The 17,603-nt window shown below is 67.3% G+C and carries 18 protein-coding genes; 7 read left to right on the forward strand and 11 right to left on the reverse strand.

Features of this window, described 5'->3' with window-relative positions; translation table 11 throughout:
* The first annotated feature begins 36 nt into the window (after window positions 1-36).
* The 3 genes from nadC to Q2T94_RS16430 are packed head-to-tail and all read left to right on the forward strand — an operon-like array spanning window position 37 to window position 2,569.
* A complete protein-coding gene (gene nadC, locus Q2T94_RS16420; protein ID WP_302266450.1) occupies window positions 37-894 on the forward strand; it encodes a carboxylating nicotinate-nucleotide diphosphorylase in 858 nt (285 codons plus the stop codon).
* A 1-nt stretch (window position 895) separates the two neighbouring features.
* Window positions 896-2,041 carry a cysteine desulfurase family protein gene (locus Q2T94_RS16425; RefSeq protein ID WP_302265773.1) on the forward strand — a complete coding sequence of 382 codons (1,146 nt, stop codon included), beginning with the start codon at window positions 896-898 and terminating at the stop codon, window positions 2,039-2,041.
* A 51-nt stretch (window positions 2,042-2,092) separates the two neighbouring features.
* The gene (locus Q2T94_RS16430) at window positions 2,093-2,569 is read left to right on the forward strand and encodes an ATP-dependent endonuclease (RefSeq protein ID WP_302265775.1); all 477 of its coding nucleotides are present in this window, start codon (window positions 2,093-2,095) and stop codon (window positions 2,567-2,569) included.
* A 272-nt stretch (window positions 2,570-2,841) separates the two neighbouring features.
* Here the strand turns inward: Q2T94_RS16430 and Q2T94_RS16435 are convergent, their stop codons facing one another.
* Window positions 2,842-3,330 carry a GNAT family N-acetyltransferase gene (locus Q2T94_RS16435; RefSeq protein WP_302265777.1) on the reverse strand — a complete coding sequence of 163 codons (489 nt, stop codon included), beginning with the start codon at window positions 3,328-3,330 and terminating at the stop codon, window positions 2,842-2,844.
* A 164-nt stretch (window positions 3,331-3,494) separates the two neighbouring features.
* Here Q2T94_RS16435 and Q2T94_RS16440 point away from each other — a divergent pair, with 164 nt between their 5' ends.
* On the forward strand, window positions 3,495-5,015 hold the full coding sequence (locus Q2T94_RS16440; RefSeq protein WP_302265778.1) for a sensor histidine kinase: 1,521 nt from the start codon (window positions 3,495-3,497) through the stop codon (window positions 5,013-5,015).
* Window positions 5,016-5,027: 12 nt separating this feature from the next.
* Here Q2T94_RS16440 and Q2T94_RS16445 read toward each other — a convergent pair whose 3' ends face one another.
* The 6 genes from Q2T94_RS16445 to Q2T94_RS16470 form a co-directional block, all read right to left on the reverse strand.
* Window positions 5,028-5,750: a response regulator gene (locus Q2T94_RS16445; protein WP_302265780.1), complete on the reverse strand. Its 723-nt coding sequence runs from the start codon at window positions 5,748-5,750 to the stop codon at window positions 5,028-5,030.
* Window positions 5,751-5,896: 146 nt separating this feature from the next.
* Window positions 5,897-6,352 (reverse strand): HD domain-containing protein, encoded by a 456-nt coding sequence (locus Q2T94_RS16450; RefSeq protein WP_302265782.1) that lies wholly within the window; start codon window positions 6,350-6,352, stop codon window positions 5,897-5,899.
* 188 nt (window positions 6,353-6,540) lie between these two features.
* Window positions 6,541-7,077 (reverse strand): DUF488 domain-containing protein, encoded by a 537-nt coding sequence (locus Q2T94_RS16455; protein WP_302265783.1) that lies wholly within the window; start codon window positions 7,075-7,077, stop codon window positions 6,541-6,543.
* 109 nt (window positions 7,078-7,186) lie between these two features.
* Complete coding sequence (locus Q2T94_RS16460) at window positions 7,187-7,825, reverse strand: GNAT family N-acetyltransferase (protein WP_302265785.1); 639 nt, start codon at window positions 7,823-7,825, stop codon at window positions 7,187-7,189.
* 5 nt (window positions 7,826-7,830) lie between these two features.
* Window positions 7,831-8,646: a carbohydrate ABC transporter permease gene (locus tag Q2T94_RS16465; RefSeq protein ID WP_302265787.1), complete on the reverse strand. Its 816-nt coding sequence runs from the start codon at window positions 8,644-8,646 to the stop codon at window positions 7,831-7,833.
* Window positions 8,643-9,563, reverse strand: coding sequence for a carbohydrate ABC transporter permease (locus Q2T94_RS16470; protein WP_302265789.1), 921 nt, complete (start codon window positions 9,561-9,563; stop codon window positions 8,643-8,645). Before Q2T94_RS16470 ends, Q2T94_RS16465 begins: the two co-directional genes overlap by 4 nt.
* A gap of 154 nt (window positions 9,564-9,717) precedes the next feature.
* Between Q2T94_RS16470 and Q2T94_RS16475 the strand changes: the two genes are divergently transcribed.
* Window positions 9,718-11,112 carry an IS1380 family transposase gene (locus Q2T94_RS16475; RefSeq protein ID WP_302265605.1) on the forward strand — a complete coding sequence of 465 codons (1,395 nt, stop codon included), beginning with the start codon at window positions 9,718-9,720 and terminating at the stop codon, window positions 11,110-11,112.
* A gap of 145 nt (window positions 11,113-11,257) precedes the next feature.
* On the opposite strand, the gene Q2T94_RS16480 is transcribed toward Q2T94_RS16475, so the two are convergent.
* Both Q2T94_RS16480 and Q2T94_RS16485 read right to left on the reverse strand, forming a co-directional pair.
* Window positions 11,258-12,574 carry an ABC transporter substrate-binding protein gene (locus Q2T94_RS16480; RefSeq protein ID WP_302265791.1) on the reverse strand — a complete coding sequence of 439 codons (1,317 nt, stop codon included), beginning with the start codon at window positions 12,572-12,574 and terminating at the stop codon, window positions 11,258-11,260.
* Window positions 12,575-12,654: 80 nt separating this feature from the next.
* Window positions 12,655-13,770: a PfkB family carbohydrate kinase gene (locus Q2T94_RS16485; RefSeq protein WP_302265793.1), complete on the reverse strand. Its 1,116-nt coding sequence runs from the start codon at window positions 13,768-13,770 to the stop codon at window positions 12,655-12,657.
* A 187-nt stretch (window positions 13,771-13,957) separates the two neighbouring features.
* Between Q2T94_RS16485 and Q2T94_RS16490 the strand changes: the two genes are divergently transcribed.
* Both Q2T94_RS16490 and Q2T94_RS16495 read left to right on the forward strand, forming a co-directional pair.
* On the forward strand, window positions 13,958-14,707 hold the full coding sequence (locus Q2T94_RS16490) for a DeoR/GlpR family DNA-binding transcription regulator (RefSeq protein ID WP_302265795.1): 750 nt from the start codon (window positions 13,958-13,960) through the stop codon (window positions 14,705-14,707).
* Window positions 14,704-16,056, forward strand: a complete 1,353-nt coding sequence (locus Q2T94_RS16495) for a 6-phospho-beta-glucosidase (RefSeq protein ID WP_302265796.1) — start codon at window positions 14,704-14,706, stop codon at window positions 16,054-16,056. The genes Q2T94_RS16490 and Q2T94_RS16495 overlap by 4 nt, the downstream gene beginning before the upstream one ends.
* A 28-nt stretch (window positions 16,057-16,084) precedes the next feature.
* Here the strand turns inward: Q2T94_RS16495 and Q2T94_RS16500 are convergent, their stop codons facing one another.
* The gene (locus tag Q2T94_RS16500; RefSeq protein ID WP_302265797.1) at window positions 16,085-17,167 is read right to left on the reverse strand and encodes a carboxylate-amine ligase; all 1,083 of its coding nucleotides are present in this window, start codon (window positions 17,165-17,167) and stop codon (window positions 16,085-16,087) included.
* Window positions 17,168-17,180: 13 nt separating this feature from the next.
* Window positions 17,181-17,591 (reverse strand): hypothetical protein, encoded by a 411-nt coding sequence (locus Q2T94_RS16505; RefSeq protein WP_302265798.1) that lies wholly within the window; start codon window positions 17,589-17,591, stop codon window positions 17,181-17,183.
* Window positions 17,592-17,603 lie beyond the last annotated feature (12 nt).

Below are 17,603 nucleotides of genomic sequence, written 5' to 3' on the forward strand. Positions count from 1 at the left end.
ACCACCGCCCCCGCACCGACCCGCACCGCTTCCGTCATGCCGGTCCCTGCGCGCGTCATCGAGAAAATCGTCCTGGCTGCCCTGGAAGAGGACAATCCCCGCGGGGACCTGACCGGGAACACGCTGATCCCCGCGCACACCACCGCCACCGCAGCGGTCATAGCCCGCGAACCGGGCATCTGCGCCGGGCTGGACACCTTCATCGCCGCCATGAGGCTCTCGGACCCCGCCCTGGAGCTGGTGCCGGCGCTCGCCGACGGTGATCGATTCGCCGCCGGGGAAACCCTGGTCACGGTCACCGGGCCCGCCCGCGGGCTGCTGGCAGGGGAGCGAGTGGGGCTGAACCTGCTCCAGCGCATGTCCGGCATCGCCACCGCCACCGCCGCCTTCGTGGCCGAAACGGCCGGCACGAACGCCCGGATCGCCGATACCCGCAAGACCACCCCGGGGCTGCGCGTGCTGGAGCGCTACGCGGTGCGCTGCGGTGGCGGGCACAACCACCGCGACAATCTCTCCGAGGCCGTGATGGCCAAGGACAACCACCTGGCCCTGCTGGGCAAAGGCTCGGAGCTGACCAACGCGTTGCGCAAGGCCCGTGCGTCCCTGGGTCACACCGTCCACTTCGAGGTGGAGATCGACTCCCTGGACCAGCTCGACGCGGTGCTCGCCGCCGGGGTCGACACCATCATGCTGGACAACTTCAACCTCGCCGACCTGGCCACCGGCGTGCGCCGCATCGCCGGGGCCGCGCTGGTGGAGGCCTCTGGCAACGTTAAGCTGGATACCGTGGCAGCCATCGCCGCCACCGGGGTCGACGTCATTTCCTCCGGCGCCCTGACCCACTCGGTGCGCGCCCTTGACCTCGGCCTGGACATCAGCATGGAAGCGAACTGACGTGATCTACCTCGATGCGGCGGCCACCACGCCCGTGCGCCAAGACGTGCTGGATGTCATCATCCCGCTGCTGACCAGCGACTACGGCAACCCCTCCAGCGCCCACTCGATGGGCCAAACGGCCAAGCGGGCCCTGGACTACGCCCGGGCCACCGCCGCGGACGTGCTGGGCGTGCGGACCGGGGACGTGGTCTTCACTTCCGGGGGCACCGAGTCCAACAACCTGGCGATCAAGGGCCTGGCGCTGGGTGCCCCGCGCGGGCGCCACCTCATCCACTCGGCCATCGAGCACCCCGCGGTGGCCGAGGCCTGCGCCTACCTGGTGCGCCACCACGGCTTCGAACTCGACGTCGCCCCCGTCGGTTCCGACGGGATCCTGGATATCGACGCGTTCAGCAAGCTGCTGCGTCCGGACACCACGCTGGTCTCGGTGATGGCTGTGAACAACGAGGTCGGCACGATCCAGCCGATCGCCGAGGTGGCGGCCGCCGCCCATGCGGTGGGGGCGCTGGTGCATTGTGACGGGGTGCAGGCAGCCGGTTGGCTGGACATGGGCCAGATCGCCGCGCACGTCGACGCGCTGAGCATCTCCGGGCACAAGATCGGCGGGCTCAAGGGTGCCGGGTTGCTGATGGTCCGCGGCAAGCTGGCCCTGGAACCGCTGGTCCACGGCGGCGGGCAGGAACGCGAACGCCGCTCCGGCACCGAAAACGTGGCCGGCGCCGTGGCCACCGCCACCGCGATGTCCCTGGCCGCGGCAGCCAACGCCGGCGGCATCGCCGACGGCTACGGACGGCATTTCATCGACACCGTGCTCAAGGGGCTGAACACCGGCGGGCGGATCCGTGCCAGGCTCACCGGGGATCCCACCCGGCGCGTGCCGGGCATCGTCTCCTTCGTCTTCCCGGAGACCGGCGGAGAGACGGTGCTGCTCGAACTCGAGCGCCGCGGGGTGATGTGCTCCTCGGGCTCGGCCTGCGCCGCCGGGTCCACCGACGCCTCGACCGTGCTGCTGGCCATGGGCTACGACGAGGAGGTTGCACACACCGCGGTGCGGCTGAGCTTCACCCGAAACGTGAAGGAAGCCGAAATTGCCACCGCCGCCCGCGCCGTGGTTGCGGCGGTCAAGGCCATCGCCGGGGAATGAACACGTCCCGGCCATGGAGCCGGGGGCAGGCCATGTGATATCCATGTCTGCATGAGCATCGTGCTGGTTGAAGGCGAAAGCGACGCCGTCGCCATCAGGACCTTGGCCCGGAGGCTGGCCCTTCCCGAACCCCGGGTGCTGCCCGTCGGCGGGTCCAAGGGCGCCCGCCGCGCCGCCGGCGAACTGAACGGCCAGCGGCTTGTCGGTTTGGTGGACGCGGCCGAGAGGCGCGACTTCGAGCGAGTGCTGATGACGGTGTTTGTCTGCGACCCGGACCTGGAAGCCGAGTTCATCCGTGCCTTGGGCGTGGAAGGCGTCGAAGCGGTGATCGCCGGGCAGGGCGAGCTTGTGTCCTTCCGGCGCCTGCAGTCCCAGCCCTTCCAGCGGGCGCAACCCATCGATCGCCAGCTGGCGCGGTTCTTCGGCGGACGCAGCGGCAACAAGGTGCGCTACGCCGGGCTGCTGGCGGAGGCGGTGCCGTTGGAGTCCATTCCCGCTCCGTTGGCCTCGCTGCTGGCAAGCCTCTAAGTCTTCCGGGTGCCCGCGCGGTTCAGTGTCGGGTTCAGCGCTGGAAGGTATTCCCGGTCCAGGGGGCTGCCTAATTCGTGAGTGGGAATGCGCCGACGGGATTTAGTGCGATGCCCCATACGCGGACAGGAAATAGACCATCAGGGTTGTCATTGCCATGGCCAGCGACGGCACCCAAAACCCAATGCGGTCATTGACGATCCGTCCGAAGCCTTGTAGAATATGTGTTCTAATCATGTTCGGGGCACGACGGCCCGGCGGCCTGGGGGCGGTTACAGCGACCGGTACATCAGGTTCAGCCCCACCATGCCGCGGTCGGGGTGGTTGAAGGCCCCGGGGATCGTGGCCAGGATGCTGAAACCCAGGGACTGCCACAACCGGATGGCATGCGCGTTGGTGGCAACCACGGCATTGAACTGCATGGCCGTGAAGCCCTGCGCCGCGGCCTCCTCGATGACGTGGCGGCCCAGCGTGCGCCCCAGCCCGCGGCCGGAGGCATGGGAAGCGACCATGAACCCGGCATTGGCAATGTGCGAACCCGCGGCCGGCAGGTTGGGATGCAGCTCGGCGGTCCCCGCGATTTTCCCGTCCGGATCCACCGCCACATAGACCGTCCCGCCGGGCTTGCCCATCCACCACGTGCGGCATTCTTCCTCGGTGGCATCCACGGGCCAGCAGTAGGTCTGGCCGGCGCGGACCACCTCCTCGATGATGGGCCACAGGCCCGTCCAATCCTCGGGGGTGGCAACTCGAATATCCATCCACCCAATCTAATCCACCGCAGGCTCCATCGCCTGGTTGCGGATATACAACTTCCCCGCCCTGTTCCCGGCTGGCGGTGCACGAGTAGGGTGACGCCTAGGCGGGTACCCCCCCTCGCGGGCGCAGGGGGGGGTGGCGAGGTGGAATCGGGAGGAAGGTGCATATGTCCAAGCGCAGCGACGCACGGGTGCGCGAATTGCTCGCCTCCATGGCCTCGATTGCCAGCGACCTCTCCGTCACCGCCATCACCCACCGCGTGCTGGACGAGGCGATGAAGATCTTCGGAGCCACCTCGGGGGTGCTCGAGCTGACCAGCGCCTCCCACCAACAAGGACTCCTGGCCAAGGGCAGTGGCGCCGCCACCTTGGGGGAGCCCGCCGGCAAAGACGAAGCCAAGCGCCTGCGCCTGGAGTTGATGACTCGGCAACACCACTTCGCCCGCCTCACCCTGGGACCCAAGAACGGCAAGGACCGCTATTCCCAGGCCGACAGGAAGCTGGGGGAGGCGCTCGCCGGGAGTGCGGGTGTGGCCCTGGAAAATGCCCAGCTCTACCAGGACGCCGCCGACCGTGCCCGCTGGCTGGAAGCATCGGCCCGCATCGGAGGTCTGCTGGGAGGCGAATCCCCCCACCACACCCAGGGCCTGAACGACGTCGCGGAGCTGGCGCGCCTCGAGGCCAGGGCCAAGTACGTCCTGTTGCTGCTCCCCATCGACGGGGGCGGTCCCGGCGCGAGTGGATACCGGATTGCCGGGATCAGCAGGCACGTGCACCCGCACCTGGCCGGCCGGGTCCTGCTGGAGACGGGGGAGCGCCTCGGTTCGGCGCTGCACCGCACCGCACCGACCCTGCTGCCCACCCCCGAGGCAATCGTGCCGCTGGGGGAACTGGCCGACGGGACCCACACCCTGGTGGCCGCGCTGTCGGCCCGCGGCACCCACTACGGGTTGCTCGTTGCCATCAGGGAACACGGGGCCGGCCCCTACCGTCCCGTCGAGAGCCAAATGGCAGGGATCTTCGCCGACAACGTCGCCCAAGGGCTGGGACTGGTCCAGATGCACCACCTGCGAGAGGACGTGCTGCTCTACCTGGAACGCGAACGCATCGCCCGGGACCTGCACGACATCGTCATCCAGCGCATCTTCGCCGCCGGCCTGGGCATCAGCGCACTGCGCAAGCAACTGCCCACCGACACCACCCGGGAACGTGCCAGCGGCATCGCCGGGGAACTGGACACCACCATCGCCGAATTGCGCGCCACCATCTACTCGCTGCGCGCCCACGCGGGGGAGACGGAGAGTCCCAGTTCCCACATCCTGCGCGCCATCCGCCGGGCCTCGGCACCCCTGGACTTCACCCCGGCGCTGCGCCTGGGCGACAACATCGACGCCCTCACCGACGAAACCACGCTCACCCACCTGTTGGCCGTGATCACCGAGGCGCTGAGCAACGTGGGGCGCCACGCCCACGCCCACACCGTGGAACTGTCCATCGAACGCACCGACGACACCCTGACGCTCGTGCTGCGCGACGACGGAATCGGATTCATTGCCCCCGTGGCCGAAAGCGGTCTGGCAAACCTGCGGCAACGCGCCGCAGAACTCGGCGGCACGCTGGTCATTGACTCCGCCCCGGGGGAAGGGACAACGCTGCGCTGGGTCGTGCCGATGCCCGCCGAGGCCTGAAGCCTGGGAAGGCTAGGTTCCCCCGTCGTTGAGCCCCGGAAGCGGATGGGTCACAAACACCGCAGCCTGCGTGCGGGACTCGAACCCCAGCTTCGCCAACATCGATGACACGTAGTTCTTCACCGTCTTCTCCGCCAAGCGCATGCGCTCGCCGATCTGCCGGTTGCTCAGCCCCTCGCCGACCAATTCCAGCACCCGGCGTTCCTGCGTGGTCAGCTGGCTGATGCGCGGGTCGGTGTTCTCGTGGGTGATGAGCCCCGAGACGATCCTGGCCTTGAGCCCCGGGGTGAACAGCGATTCGCCGCGTGCTGCCCGGCGCAGTGCGCGGATCAGGTCGTTGCCGGCGATCTGCTTGAGCACGTAGCCGACGGCCCCGGCAAGCACCGCCCCGCGCAGCGCCTGCTCGTCGTCGTAACTGGTGAGGATCAGGCAGTTCAGCGACCCGTCGATCGAGCGCACGTCGCGGCAGACCTCGATGCCCGTGCCGTCGGGCAGGCGGGCGTCCAGCACCGAGACGTCGGGGCGCAGCGCCGGGATCTGCTTCCGGGCATCGCGTGCCGTCCCCGAGGTGCCCACTACCTCGAAACCCTCACCCTCCAGCAGCTCGGCCAGGCCGCGGCGGACCAGCTCGTGGTCATCGAGGATGAATACGCGGATGGGGGCGGCGGATTCGGCGTCGAGGTGGGTGCCGGTGGCCTGGCCAGGGGAAGCATCCGATGACGCTGCGTGGTCCATGGCGGTTCCTCCCGATCCCCGTTGGCGTGTGCCGGTTACCGTGCACAACTCCCATCCTTGCCGCCGAACCCGCCCCGGACAAGGGGCCAAAGGCCCGTCGTGGAATTCCCGGCCCGGGGGATCTGCGGCAGCGGGTGAAACTGTTCTCAGGCCTGCTGCGGGAAGCCCAGGAGCGAGCGGACGCGGGCATATTTTGCCGCCAGGCGGAGCCGCGTTTGCCCGGGCAGTGCGGCGGTGCGCGCCGGATCGGTGTTGTCCTCGATGTCGGCGCGTTTGACGCGCAGGGCAATGGGGTTGGCCCGGATGCGCCCGCAATAGTCTTCCAGCCGTTCGCCCTTGGTCTTGGTGACCGCCCTGACCGCTTCGATGACGGTATCGGGGATTCCGGCCTCGGCGAGCTGCGCCGCGGAGACATCGCAGTCTTCGAGCACATCATGCAGCCAGCCGGCGGCCACTGCCTCGTTCGTGCCGCCGTGCAGGCGTACGCCCGCGGCCACCCGGGCGGGGTGGGTGATGTAGTCGAGCCCCGCCTTGTCCACCTGGCCCGCATGGGCGCGGCGGGCGATGTCTTCGGCAATCCCCACGAATGCTTCTTCGGCCATTGGTTCCTCCGTTGCTTGCAGCGCACTGTCCTGCTGCCCAGGGTACCGAGTCCGGCGGACGGTTGGCCGCAGCGATCGAAATTCCGGTGCGGGCAAACTTCTCGACGCAGGACGCGGTGGGCGTCCGTGAACGGCGAGGGACGCCGTGGTGGATGAGGCGAACGGCAAAACCCCTGCCGCGGGGGTTCCTAGGAGATGCCTTCTTGGGGCGGGTAGGTGAGGGTGGTTCCCTCGACCTGCGCGAACGAGGTGAGCGTGTGTGGGGTTGCCTTGGTGCTTGAAAAGATGTCCAGGACCTCGACGCCGCGCACCACCAGGGCGTCGCCGACCAGCGTGCGGTGGCAGCGCCAGGGGACGGCCTCGGCGCACATGATGGCAGTGTCGTTGTTCGTGGCATTCTCCAGCAGGTCATCGATGGCAGCTGCGAATTCACCGGTCTGCATGTAGTCGGCGTAGCCGCGGAAGGAATCGTTGCGCCAGGCACCATTGATGCTGTCCTTGTGGGTCGGGCGCAGGCCGCCGAGATCCCTGGCGCGGCGGTAGCCGATGCCGGCGGCATCCAGGCTTGCGGCCAGGTCCTCGCCGTTGAATTGGGGGTTGTGCCGGGACTTGGGAATGGTCCGGATGTCCACGAGCTGCCTGATGCCGTGGGCGCGCAGGATCGCGATGAAGTCGGCGACCTCGTGGGTCGAATGGCCAATGGTGTGGATGCGGGTGGTGGCCATGATGTGCTCCCCTCGTGCCAACCCGGCGTGGATGCCGGGAACGGAAACGCCGCTTGTCTTCAGCGTAGGCGACTTCCCCGCCCATGCCCATGGCTTGCCGCGGCGGCACTCATCGGCGCTGGAGCTCCGGCGGCCGGCCTTCAAGCCACTGGGCACGGGTGATCGCGTATTCGACATCGCCGAGCTCGTCGCCGTCGATGCGCACCGGCCAGTCGGCGACAAAATGGCGGACCAGGTCCATCCCGCATTTTTCCATGACCATCCGCGAGGCGATGTTCACCGCCATGGTGCTGGCATGGACCCGGGTGACGTCGATGGAATCCGCGCTGAACGCATGGTCGATGAGCGCGGAGGCCCCCTCGGTGGCCAGTCCTTGGCCCCAGAAACGGTGTTTGAGCCGGTAGCCAAGTTCCGGTTCATCCACCGGGTCCCCGGGCTCGGGGCGCAGGTGGAACCAGCCGGTGAATTCCCCGCTGTCGCGCAACTGCGCCACCCAGAACCCGAAGTCGGGTCCCTTCCGGTGGTACTGAAGGTAGGCGGGGATGTACTCGTCGATGATTTCCTGCCGGGGCGTGGGCATGGAGTTGGTGATATAGCGCATGACCCGCGGATCCGAATCCAGCTCCTCCAGCAGCCCGGCGTCGTCAGCGGTGAATTCGCGCAGCAGAAGCCGCGCGGTCTGCAGCAGGATCCTCATGCCACCAGTGTGCACCGGGGCCAGCTCCCCGGAACAGCCTTGGCCTGCCACCGCAGCTATTCCTTGATGGCTCCCTCGAGCATGCCCTTGATGAAGTGGCGCTGCATCAGGAAATAGAGCAGGGCCACCGGCAGCGCCACCAGCACCGCGGCCGCGGCCAACAAGGCCGTGCCCTGGGTGTACTGCCCTTGGAAGAAGGCCAGGCCCAACGGTGCGGTGCGAAACGACCCGGAGGGTGACATCACCAGCGGGATCAGGAACTCGTTCCAGGTCCACATGAACATCAGCACGACCATGGTGGTGATGGCCGGGCGCCCCATGGGTACCAGGATGGAGATGAGGATGCGGGCCTTGGAGGCACCGTCCACGCGCGCGGCATCCATGATCGAGGGGCTCACGGACTTGAAGTAGGCGCGCATCCAGTAGGTGCCGAACGCGACCGACTGCGCTACCTGGGGCAGGGCCACGGCCCAGAGCGTGTCGGTGAGCCCGAAGGTGCGCAGGTCAAAGAACAGCGGCACGATGATGGCCTCGGAAGGCACCATGATGCCCAGCAGGAAGAGGTAGAAGAGCGCCTGCTCGCCGCGGAAGGACATGGTCCCGAACGCGTAGCCGGAGAGGATCGAGAGCACCACGGCCAGGGACACCACGATCACCGCCACCATCACCGAGGTGCCCATGTACTGCCCGAAGCGTCCCTCCACCCAGGCGGTGGCGAAGTTCGACGGGTGGAAGGCGCCGTTCCGGGCGGCGGCGGCATTGGCCGGGCCGAAAGCGGTGGCCAGGATGGAAAGCACCGGGGTGAGCACGATGAGCGAGAAACCGATGAGGATCGCGTAGTTCAGCGTGCGCTCGGTGCCCGAGACCCTCATGCGCCGCGCTCCGAGATCCGGTTCACGGCCAGCGTGATAAGGAAGATGATCACTGTCAGGGTGACGCCGATGGCGGCCGCGGAGCCGACCTGCCCGGTCTCGAAGGCCCGCCGGTAGACTTCGTAGCTGGGCACCGTGGTGGAGGAACCTGGCCCGCCGGAGGTGGTCATGTAGATCAGGTCGAAGGTCTTCAGCGAGGCCACGATGGTCAGCGTCAGCGCCACGGTGACCTCGGCGCGGACGGCCGGGACGATGACGGCGAAGAACTCGCGGATGGCCCCGGCGCCGTCAAGCCGCGCCGCCTCGAAGAGCTCGGTGGGGATCTTGGCCATGCCGGCAAGCAGCAGCACGGTGACCAGCCCGGTGGACACCCAGGAACCGACCAACCCGACGGCCGGCAGCGCGAAGGCGTAGTCCCCGAGCCAGGAACGGGTGAGTGCATCCAGCCCGATGGAGCGCAGCCCGGAATTCAGCAGGCCGTCGGGGGCGTAGATCTGCTTCCAGGCCACGGAGACCACCACCATGGCAATGACCTGGGGCAGGAACACCAGGACGCGGAAGAGCGGCAGGGCCCGGACCTTGGCGCGGGTGAGCACCGCGGCCAGCACCAGGCCGATGCCGCAGGGCAGCAGCGCGTAGAAGAAGATGAAGGCCAAGGCGTGGCCGAACGCTGCGCGCAGGCGTTCATCGGCGAGGATGTCGGTGTAGTTCCCCACCCCCACGAATGTGGCCAGGGACAGCCCGTCCCATTCGAAGAGGGAGAGGTGCACCGAGCGGGCCAGCGGGTAGAGCATGAACGCGGCGTAGACCGCCAGGGCCGGCGCAATGAAGAGGTAGGGCGTGATGGTTCGCCCGTGGCGGGCCGAGCGTGTGCCCGGCCCGCCGGTGGTGTCACTTGCCTTGGGTGAAGCCGGCATAGTCCGCTTCCATGGCGTCGGTGAACGCCTTAGCCTTGATCCACCGATGAGATTTGGGACCTGCCCGGCGTTTTAACCACGAAATGCCCGTCATATCAGGGAAAATTGAACTTGCGACAGTAACAACATTCCTGAAATGAAGGGCATCTCGTAGATGCAAGTTTCCCACAAACCCTCCGCCGTGTCAGTTTCCTTCGACGAATCGAACCTCGTGTCCGCCGCCGGGTTGCTGCCGGCCATGGTCCTGGCCCGGGACTCGGGCCTGCATGAACTGGCCGACCAGTGGCTCAGCGTGCCCACCGACAAAGGTGCCAACGCCGGGTTAAAGATTGCTTCTCTCGTGGCCGGGATGGTGGCCGGCGCCGACTCCATTGACGATATGGCCCTGTTGCGGCACGGGGCCATGAAAAAGGTCTTCACCGCCTGCTACGCCCCCTCCACCCTGGGGTCCTTCCTGCGCTCCTTCACCTTCGGGCACGTGCGCCAGCTCGATGCCGTGGCCTCCAGGTTCCTGGTGGGCCTGAACCGCAAGGCCCCGCTGCTGGGAAACCCCGGGGAGAACGAGTTCATCTTCCTTGACGTCGATGACACCATCATCGAGGTCCACGGATACCAGAAGCAGGGCTCGGGCTACGGATATTCCGGGGTGCGCGGGCTCAACGCCTTGCTGGCCACAGCATCCACGAAGGACGCGGTGCCGTTCATTGCCGCCCAACGCCTGCGCAAGGGCGCAGCCAACTCCGCCCGCGGAGCCAAGAAGTTCGTCACCGAGGCACTGGGCACGCTCACACGTTGCCAGCCCGGATCGAAGGTGTTGTGCCGTTTCGACTCGGCCTACTACGGCCACGGGCCGGTATCGGCGGCCATGAAGGCGGGCGCGCAGGTCTCGGTGACGGTGCGCATGGACCCGGCCGTGAAGCGGGCGATCGCCACGATCCCGGAGACTGCCTGGGAGACCATCCACTACACCGATGCGATCCTTGACGAATCCACCGGGGTCTTGGTCTCCAGCGCCGAGGTCGCCGAAACCGGCTTCACCGCGTTCACCTCCCGCAAGAAAGCCGAACGGGTTCCCGGGCGCCTGGTCGTGCGCCGGATCCCGGAACTGAACCCGAAGAAGGCCGCCGGGCAAGGCACCCTCTTTGACACCCACCGTTTCCACGCGTTCTTCACCACCGTGGATTCCGGCGTCCTGGACACTGTCGCTGCGGACAAGACCCACCGCCAACACGCGGTCATCGAGCAGGTCAACGCGGATTTGAAGGACAGCGCACTGGCCCATATGCCCTCCGGGCACTTCGGCGCCAATAGTGCATGGCTGGTGGCCGCGGCCATCGCCTACAACCTCACCCGCGCCGCCGGGATCCTGGCCGGCGGCACCTTCGCCAACGCCAGGAGCGCAACGGTCCGGCGCAAGCTCATCCAGGTTCCGGCGCGCATCGCGCGCAGCGCCAGGAAAACCAGGCTCCGGCTTCCGCTGGATTGGCCCTGGGAAACCGAGTGGGAACGGCTCTTCACTTCCGCGCACGCCCCACCCCAAATCGCCTAGAACCGTTCACCGAGCCCTCTGCGGCGCAACCAGGAAACCACCGTGGAACACCCGCCGACAGCGAGGCCGGCACCCTTCCCGTGCCCAAAAACGAAACCGCCCCCGTCCGTCGCCAGCAGACGACGACCGGGGGCGGATCGGTGGATCAAGGCTTAGCATCGAGCTTGCCGGCCAGCAGGCCCTGCAGCGAGTCGCCGAGGGTGTCTCCCATGGACGGGGTCGCGTAGTCCAGGTAGGGCAGCAAGGCTCCCTTGGTGGTGACGGTCTCGAACTCCGTGTAGACGTCCTTGAGCACGCCGGAGGCCGGGGCGTACTTCTGGGTGTTGATGACCGGCAGGTTCCCGGTGTCGGCCAGCACTGCCATCGCCTCGTCGTTGGTGATGAAGTCGATGTAGGCGGCGGCCAGATCAGGGTTTTCGGTCTTGGAGGTCACCGTGAAGGGCAGCCCGGTGCCGCCGGTGGTATGCGCGCCCGTCCCGGCGGTTGCCGGCGGGACGAAGAACCCGACGTCCTCGCCCATGGCGTCGGCCAGGTCCGCGGCCATCCAGGAGCCTCCCATCAGGAACACGCCCTCGCCCTTGGCCAGGTTCTGCCAGGCGGCATCGTATTCGGTGCCGTTGACGCCCTCGTTGAAGTAGCCCTCGGCGTTCCAGTCGGCCAGTTCGGCTGCCGCGGCCTCGTTTTCCGGGGTGTTCCAGGTGGAACCGGCGTTGCCGAAACCAAGCTTCTCGATGTCCTCCGCCGGCACCTTGGCGCCCTGGAGGGGGCCAAAGACGTGGCCGGCGGGCCACTTCTCGATGTTGCCCAGCAGCAGGGGCGTTTCGCCCTTGTCCTTGGCGGTGGCGATGGCTGCCTCGAAGCCCGCCCAGTCGGACGGGACTTCCGTGCCGAGGGATTCCAGCTTCTTCTTGGAATAGAAGACACCAACCACCTCGCCGACCTGCGGCAGCCCGTAGACCGAGCCGGAGCCGAACGTGGTGCCGTCGGTGGAGTACTGCGAGTACTTCAGCACGGACGCGGGGTAGCGCTCGGTCCAGCCGTAGGCCTGCGCCCACGCATCGAGCGGCAGCAGCTGCCCGGCCTTGACGAAGGCGCCCATGGTGTTGCGGCCGTTGTTGGCCTGGACCACGTCGGGGGCGTCGTTGCCGGACAGTGCCAGGCGCAGGGTCTTGCCCAGGTCCTCGAAGGACTGGGAATTGCGCTCGATGGTCACGTTCGGATACTTTTCCTCGAAGGCGGCATTGAGCTTGGTCATCTGCTCGTTCTGCCCGCCGCGGACCTCCTGGTCCCAGACGGTGAGCGTCTGCTCGCCCATCTTTGAGACATCCGTTTCCACGGGGGCGCTGGTCAGCGGGGCAGAGGACGTGGGGGCCTCGGAGCCCGGCGTGCAGGCCGAGAGCGTCAGTGCCAGGGCCGCGGCAGCGGCCAAGGCCCCGGTGAGGGTCTTGCCTCGGGGTTTCATGGTGGTCCTTTCATGCAAGGTACGTAGGTGCAAGTGATGCGACATGTCTCGGTGGCCGCCGCCGGGACGGCGGGTGCGGTTCATCGGGCCGGGGGAAGTGGCTTGTATCCATTGGTCCGGTAGTGTGCCTCGGCCTCGGTCAGCAACCCGAACGTGGCCTCGGCCCGGCGCACGGCATTGAGCTGGTGCTGCGGCAGGACCTCGTCCAGGAAACCGTAGCGCTTGGCGATGTCGGCGCACTCGGCGTTCTCCCGAGCCCGCAGCTTTGCTGACTCCCACCAGTCGGCGATGTCTCCCCAGCCCGGGGAAGCCAGGGAGCCGCCAAAGTGCTTCACGGCCAGGGCCGAGCACAGCGTGGAGAAGAGCAGACGCTGCTCCAGCGGCCAGCCGGCCAGGGTGCCGAGCACGATGCCGGCCGAAAACACGTCGCCGGCGCCGGTCGGGTCGATGGCAGGAACCGGCAGGCTGGGAACGCGGGCGCGTTCGCCGGTGGTGGAGTCGATGGCGATGGCCCCCTCCACGCCCCGGGTGACGACAACCAGCGGGACGCGTGTCGCGAGGGCCTCGAGCGCGGCGTCCGGGGTGGAGGTGCGGGAGTAGGCCATGGCCTCGACGTGGTTGGGCAGGAAGCCGTGGCAGCGTTCCAGGTCCCCGAGCATGGCCGGATCCCACTTTTCGGTGGGGTCCCAGCCGACGGCCGCGAAGACCTTGCCCTGGTTCGGACCGGTGGCCAGCCACCAGGGCGCCTCGTCCCCGGGCAGTGCCAGCTCGGCAATCATGGCCTTGGAAGTGGGCGGGGTTCCGATCAGCTCCATGGCGCTGACGGGCATCGGGTGCCCGTGGGTGACCATGGAACGGTCGCCGCCGCGGGCCAGGGAGACGGTGACCGCCGAATGCCACTCGGCGAAGATGCGCGAGCGGCTCAGGTCTATGCCCTCCTGCTCTTCCAGCAGCGACCAGGACCAGGCGCCGTAGGCATCGTCCCCGAAGCCGGCCGAGAGCCCGGTGGACAGCCCCAGCCGGGCGGCGGCTACGGCGAGGTTCGCGATGCCTCCGGGGACCGATCCCATGCCCTCGGCCCAGACCTCGGTGCCGGGCTGTGGGGCGGAGGGCAGGCCGGTGAAGATGATGTCGAAGAAGAGCGACCCGTGGAGGAAGAGATCAAGATCGGTGCCGGGATCGGATGCTGTGTCCACCGCTGTATTCCTCTGACTTGTGCCGCATGGAGCCTGCCGCTGCGGGTCGGGTCGATGCACCCCCGGATCGCCCGTGGCGCGGGGCCGCTGGGAGCACCCTTGGACTGGACGTTAGCATGCGTCCAGAGACGGTTCAAGTGATTGAAAATGCTCGTTTTTGCGCATTTCTGACTGCTAGGGTGATGCCATGCTCATCAGCGCACGGCAGGGTTCCATCCTGCGCCGGATCCAGGAGACCGGTGATGTCTCGGTCCAGCAGCTGGCCGATGACTTGGGCGTGAGTCTGTCCACCATCAGGCGGGACCTGAACCAACTCTCGTCCGAAGGCCAACTTCGCCGAGTCCACGGGGGCGGAAGCCTCGATGCGGAGAAGATCCCCTTCCGCGAGGTGCTCGCCGCCGGTCCGCCGTCGAAGGAAAACATCGCCCGCCGCGCAGCCGAGCTGGTCAGGGACGGAGACGTGGTCCTGCTGGATATCGGGACGACCACCGCCTTGCTCGCCCGGGCACTGCGTGGGCGCCAGATTACGGTGATGACCTCCAGTATTGCGGTGCTCGATGAATTGCGCACCGACACCGAGGTGGAGCTGGTCATCCTCGGGGGAGTCCTGAGGCGCTCCTACCATTCGCTGGTGGGGTCGATGACCCTCGAATCGCTGGCCAACATTCGTGCCAGCATCGGCTTCCTGGGCTGCAGCGGAGTGCGACCCGACACCACGGTGCTCGACACCACCGGCATCGAGGTTCCCGTCAAGCACGCACTGCTGGCCGCCAGCTCGAATATTGTGCTGTTGGCCGACGAAACGAAATTCCCGGGGGTGGGCCTCCGCGAGGTCTGCACCGCCTCGCGCATTGGCACGCTGGTGACCAGCAAGGGTGCCGATCCCCAGACCCTCGAAGCATTCAGGACATCAGGAAGCGAAGTGATTCTGGCATGAAGCTGACCATCATCGGAGGCGGCGGGTTCCGGGTGCCGCAAATCTTTGAGGCCATCTCGGGCGACACGGAGACGGTGCGCATCACCGACCTGTGCCTCTTCGACTCCGACCCGGAACGGGTGGCAGCCATCGAGGCCGTGCTGGCGCAGATGGCCCCTTCCCTGCCCCGGCCCCCGCGCGTCACCACGGCCTCCGGAGTGGATGAAGCGGTCACGGGTGCCGCCTTCATCTTCTCCGCCATGCGCATCGGAGGCACCGGGGGACGGATCAAGGACGAGAGGATCGCCTTGGAAATGGGCGTGCTCGGCCAGGAAACCACAGGTCCCGGCGGGCTGGCCTACGCCCTGCGCACCCTGCCCCACGCCCGCGACCTCGCCGAGCGCGTGGCCAGGCACGCCCCCGAGGCAATGCTCATCAACTTCACCAACCCCGCGGGCATCGTCACCGAGGCCATGCGGGAGGCGCTGGGAGACAACGTCGTGGGCATCTGCGACACACCGATCGGGCTCATGCGCCGGGCTGTCCACGCCATCGGATCCACCCCCGAGGACGTCGACTTCGACTATGTGGGCCTGAACCACCTCGGCTGGCTGCGCAGCCTCACCGTGGACGGAGTGGACAAACTGCCCGGGCTGTTGGCCGACGCCGCGGGGCTTCAAGCCATCGAGGAAGCCAGGCTCATGGGCTTCGACTGGATCAGGACACTGGGAGCGATTCCCAACGAGTACCTCTACTATTACTACTTCCAGCGCGAAGCCACAGAACGCCTGCGCGGCTCGGCCGAGACCCGCGGCGAGTTCCTGCACCGCCAGCAGGGACGCTTCTACGAGGAGGCCTGCCACCATCCCGACAGTGCGTTGGAACTGTGGCAGCGGACCAAGCACGATCGCGAGGCGAGCTACATGGCCGAAAGCCGGCCCGAGTCCGAACGCACCGCTCGCCAGGCCTCCGACATCGAGGGAGGGGGATACCAGCAAGTCGCCCTCGACCTCATGACGGCCCTGCTCGGTGGCAAGCCCGCGACCATGATCCTCAATGTGGCCAATCGCGGTTTGGTTCCCCAGCTGCCCGATGACGCGGTGATCGAGGTGCCGTGCACCGTCACCGGCGACGGCATCGCGCCCAAGCGGATCGCGCCGGTCACCGGCGAGATGCTGGGGCTGCTGCAGCAGGTCAAGGCCGTCGAGCGGTTGACAATTGCCGCTTCGAGAAACAAGAGCGGCGAGCTGGCCTGGCGGGCGCTGGCGGCCCACCCGCTGGTGGATTCAATCTCCGTGGCCAAGACGTTGCTTGACACCTACCGGGAACAAATCCCGGGGGTTGACGCGGCCTTGTCCGGAGGCGAATGAATCAAGGTCCCGGTCCACGGGGAATGGTTCAGTCGGCAACCCGGGCGTCCGCCTCGGCCAGCACCTGGTCGAACCCGCCTTCATGGAAGGAACGGCGCTGGGCCACGGCACCGTTGCCCTCGCTCATCATCCGGGCAAGCCCTGCGCCGACGTATTCGGTGTCTCCGGTGGTCTGCAGTTCCGGGCGGATGTACTGCAACAGCGATTCCAGGCGCCGGTCGATGCTGCACTTGGTGCCGGTGACCAGATCGTACTGGTTTCCGCGGATACCAAACTTGGCGGCCTGCCACTGCGCCATGTCCAAGGCCTCGGGCGCCGGATTCGGGATGCGCCCGGGATTGTTGATGCCGGCGGAAACCAAGGCCCGCGCAATCAACGCCAGGAGGACGACGTCGGAGGCGCGCACCTGGGCATCGGCCGTCCTGATCTCCAATGTGGGGTAGCGCGTGGACAGCCGGGCGGCCCAGCTGATGTGGCCTTGGTCAAGGACCACGTCGGAAGCCAGCAGGAACTCCATCCGGCGCAGGTAGTCCTGTTCGTCAGCAAAATACGGCGGAATGCCTTGGATGGACCAGCGGCGGTACTGGATGGTGCGCCAGGACGCGAATCCGCTGTCGGATCCCCTCCAGTAGGGCGAGTTTGCCCCGAAGGCAGTGAGCAGCGGCAGCCATGGCCGGAGCGCGTTCATGGCCTCCACCCCGGAGGCAAGGTCGTCGATCCCCACATGGACATGGGTGCCGCTGAGGTAGTGCTCGGCGGTGATGGCACCGCAGAATTCGTTGATGGAATAGTAGCGTTCTGAAGCGTGCACAGTTGCCGGGCCGGACGGGATCCGCGGCGGCGTGCCCGACCCGACGAGGTGGAGCCCCGCCTGGCGCGCCACAGCCGAAAGTTCCCGGCGGGCGGCGGTGACGGACTCGATCGCCTCTTGGCGCGTGGTGCAGATCGGCGTACTGCGCTCCAGCTGGCAGGAGAGGAACTCGGGATGCGTGGGACTGCTTCCGCCGTTCACTGCCATCAAGTCGTTGTAAACGCGCCGCCGTGGGACGGCCGGCATCCCGGTTTCACGGTCGATGAGGAAGAACTCTTCCTCAATGCCAAAGGTGCGCACCTCGCACTCGCCCCTAATCGACTGCGGTCAGGCCGGGCAGCTGCTGGCGGGCACCCCGGGCGACCTTCGTGCTGTTGCCGCGTTCCGGCCCTGTCACGCGATAGTGCACGTAGCGGGGATTCTCCGCCGCCAGCCTGACGGCCTGGCGGTCTTCGGGCACGTAGGTGGTGAGCATCCCGTAGAAGGACTCGCATGCACCGCACCAGTATTCGATGTCCCAGCATGGGGGCTGGACCCTTTTGGAGTCGAGCAGAAGGGTGACGTTTTCATAGACAAGATATTCGCTGGAGTCACAGCGTTCACAGGTCGGGGCATCATAGGTTGGTGCCTCGTTCCTTTGGATGATCCAGGCACCGGCTGAGGGGGTTGCCTGCCCGGAAAGCAAAGGCATTCGGGGCACACGCTTGGAAACTGACTTCTTCATGGAGACCACTTT

It is taken from the genome of Paeniglutamicibacter sulfureus (genome assembly GCF_030512175.1).
In the GTDB taxonomy this organism is placed as follows: domain Bacteria; phylum Actinomycetota; class Actinomycetes; order Actinomycetales; family Micrococcaceae; genus Paeniglutamicibacter; species Paeniglutamicibacter sulfureus.

Coding starts and splice junctions, on each gene's coding strand:
- Q2T94_RS16435 (WP_302265777.1), bottom strand. CDS start 3,330: ATGGATATTCGAGTTGCCACCCCCGAGGATTGGACGGGCCTGTGGCCC.
- Q2T94_RS16480 (WP_302265791.1), bottom strand. CDS start 12,574: ATGAAACCCCGAGGCAAGACCCTCACCGGGGCCTTGGCCGCTGCCGCG.
- Q2T94_RS16465 (WP_302265787.1), bottom strand. CDS start 8,646: ATGAGGGTCTCGGGCACCGAGCGCACGCTGAACTACGCGATCCTCATC.
- Q2T94_RS16490 (WP_302265795.1), top strand. CDS start 13,958: ATGCTCATCAGCGCACGGCAGGGTTCCATCCTGCGCCGGATCCAGGAG.
- Q2T94_RS16430 (WP_302265775.1), top strand. CDS start 2,093: ATGAGCATCGTGCTGGTTGAAGGCGAAAGCGACGCCGTCGCCATCAGG.
- Q2T94_RS16475 (WP_302265605.1), top strand. CDS start 9,718: ATGCAAGTTTCCCACAAACCCTCCGCCGTGTCAGTTTCCTTCGACGAA.
- Q2T94_RS16470 (WP_302265789.1), bottom strand. CDS start 9,563: ATGCCGGCTTCACCCAAGGCAAGTGACACCACCGGCGGGCCGGGCACA.
- Q2T94_RS16450 (WP_302265782.1), bottom strand. CDS start 6,352: ATGGCCGAAGAAGCATTCGTGGGGATTGCCGAAGACATCGCCCGCCGC.
- Q2T94_RS16495 (WP_302265796.1), top strand. CDS start 14,704: ATGAAGCTGACCATCATCGGAGGCGGCGGGTTCCGGGTGCCGCAAATC.
- Q2T94_RS16445 (WP_302265780.1), bottom strand. CDS start 5,750: ATGGACCACGCAGCGTCATCGGATGCTTCCCCTGGCCAGGCCACCGGC.
- Q2T94_RS16505 (WP_302265798.1), bottom strand. CDS start 17,591: ATGAAGAAGTCAGTTTCCAAGCGTGTGCCCCGAATGCCTTTGCTTTCC.
- Q2T94_RS16455 (WP_302265783.1), bottom strand. CDS start 7,077: ATGGCCACCACCCGCATCCACACCATTGGCCATTCGACCCACGAGGTC.
- nadC (WP_302266450.1), top strand. CDS start 37: ATGCCGGTCCCTGCGCGCGTCATCGAGAAAATCGTCCTGGCTGCCCTG.
- Q2T94_RS16440 (WP_302265778.1), top strand. CDS start 3,495: ATGTCCAAGCGCAGCGACGCACGGGTGCGCGAATTGCTCGCCTCCATG.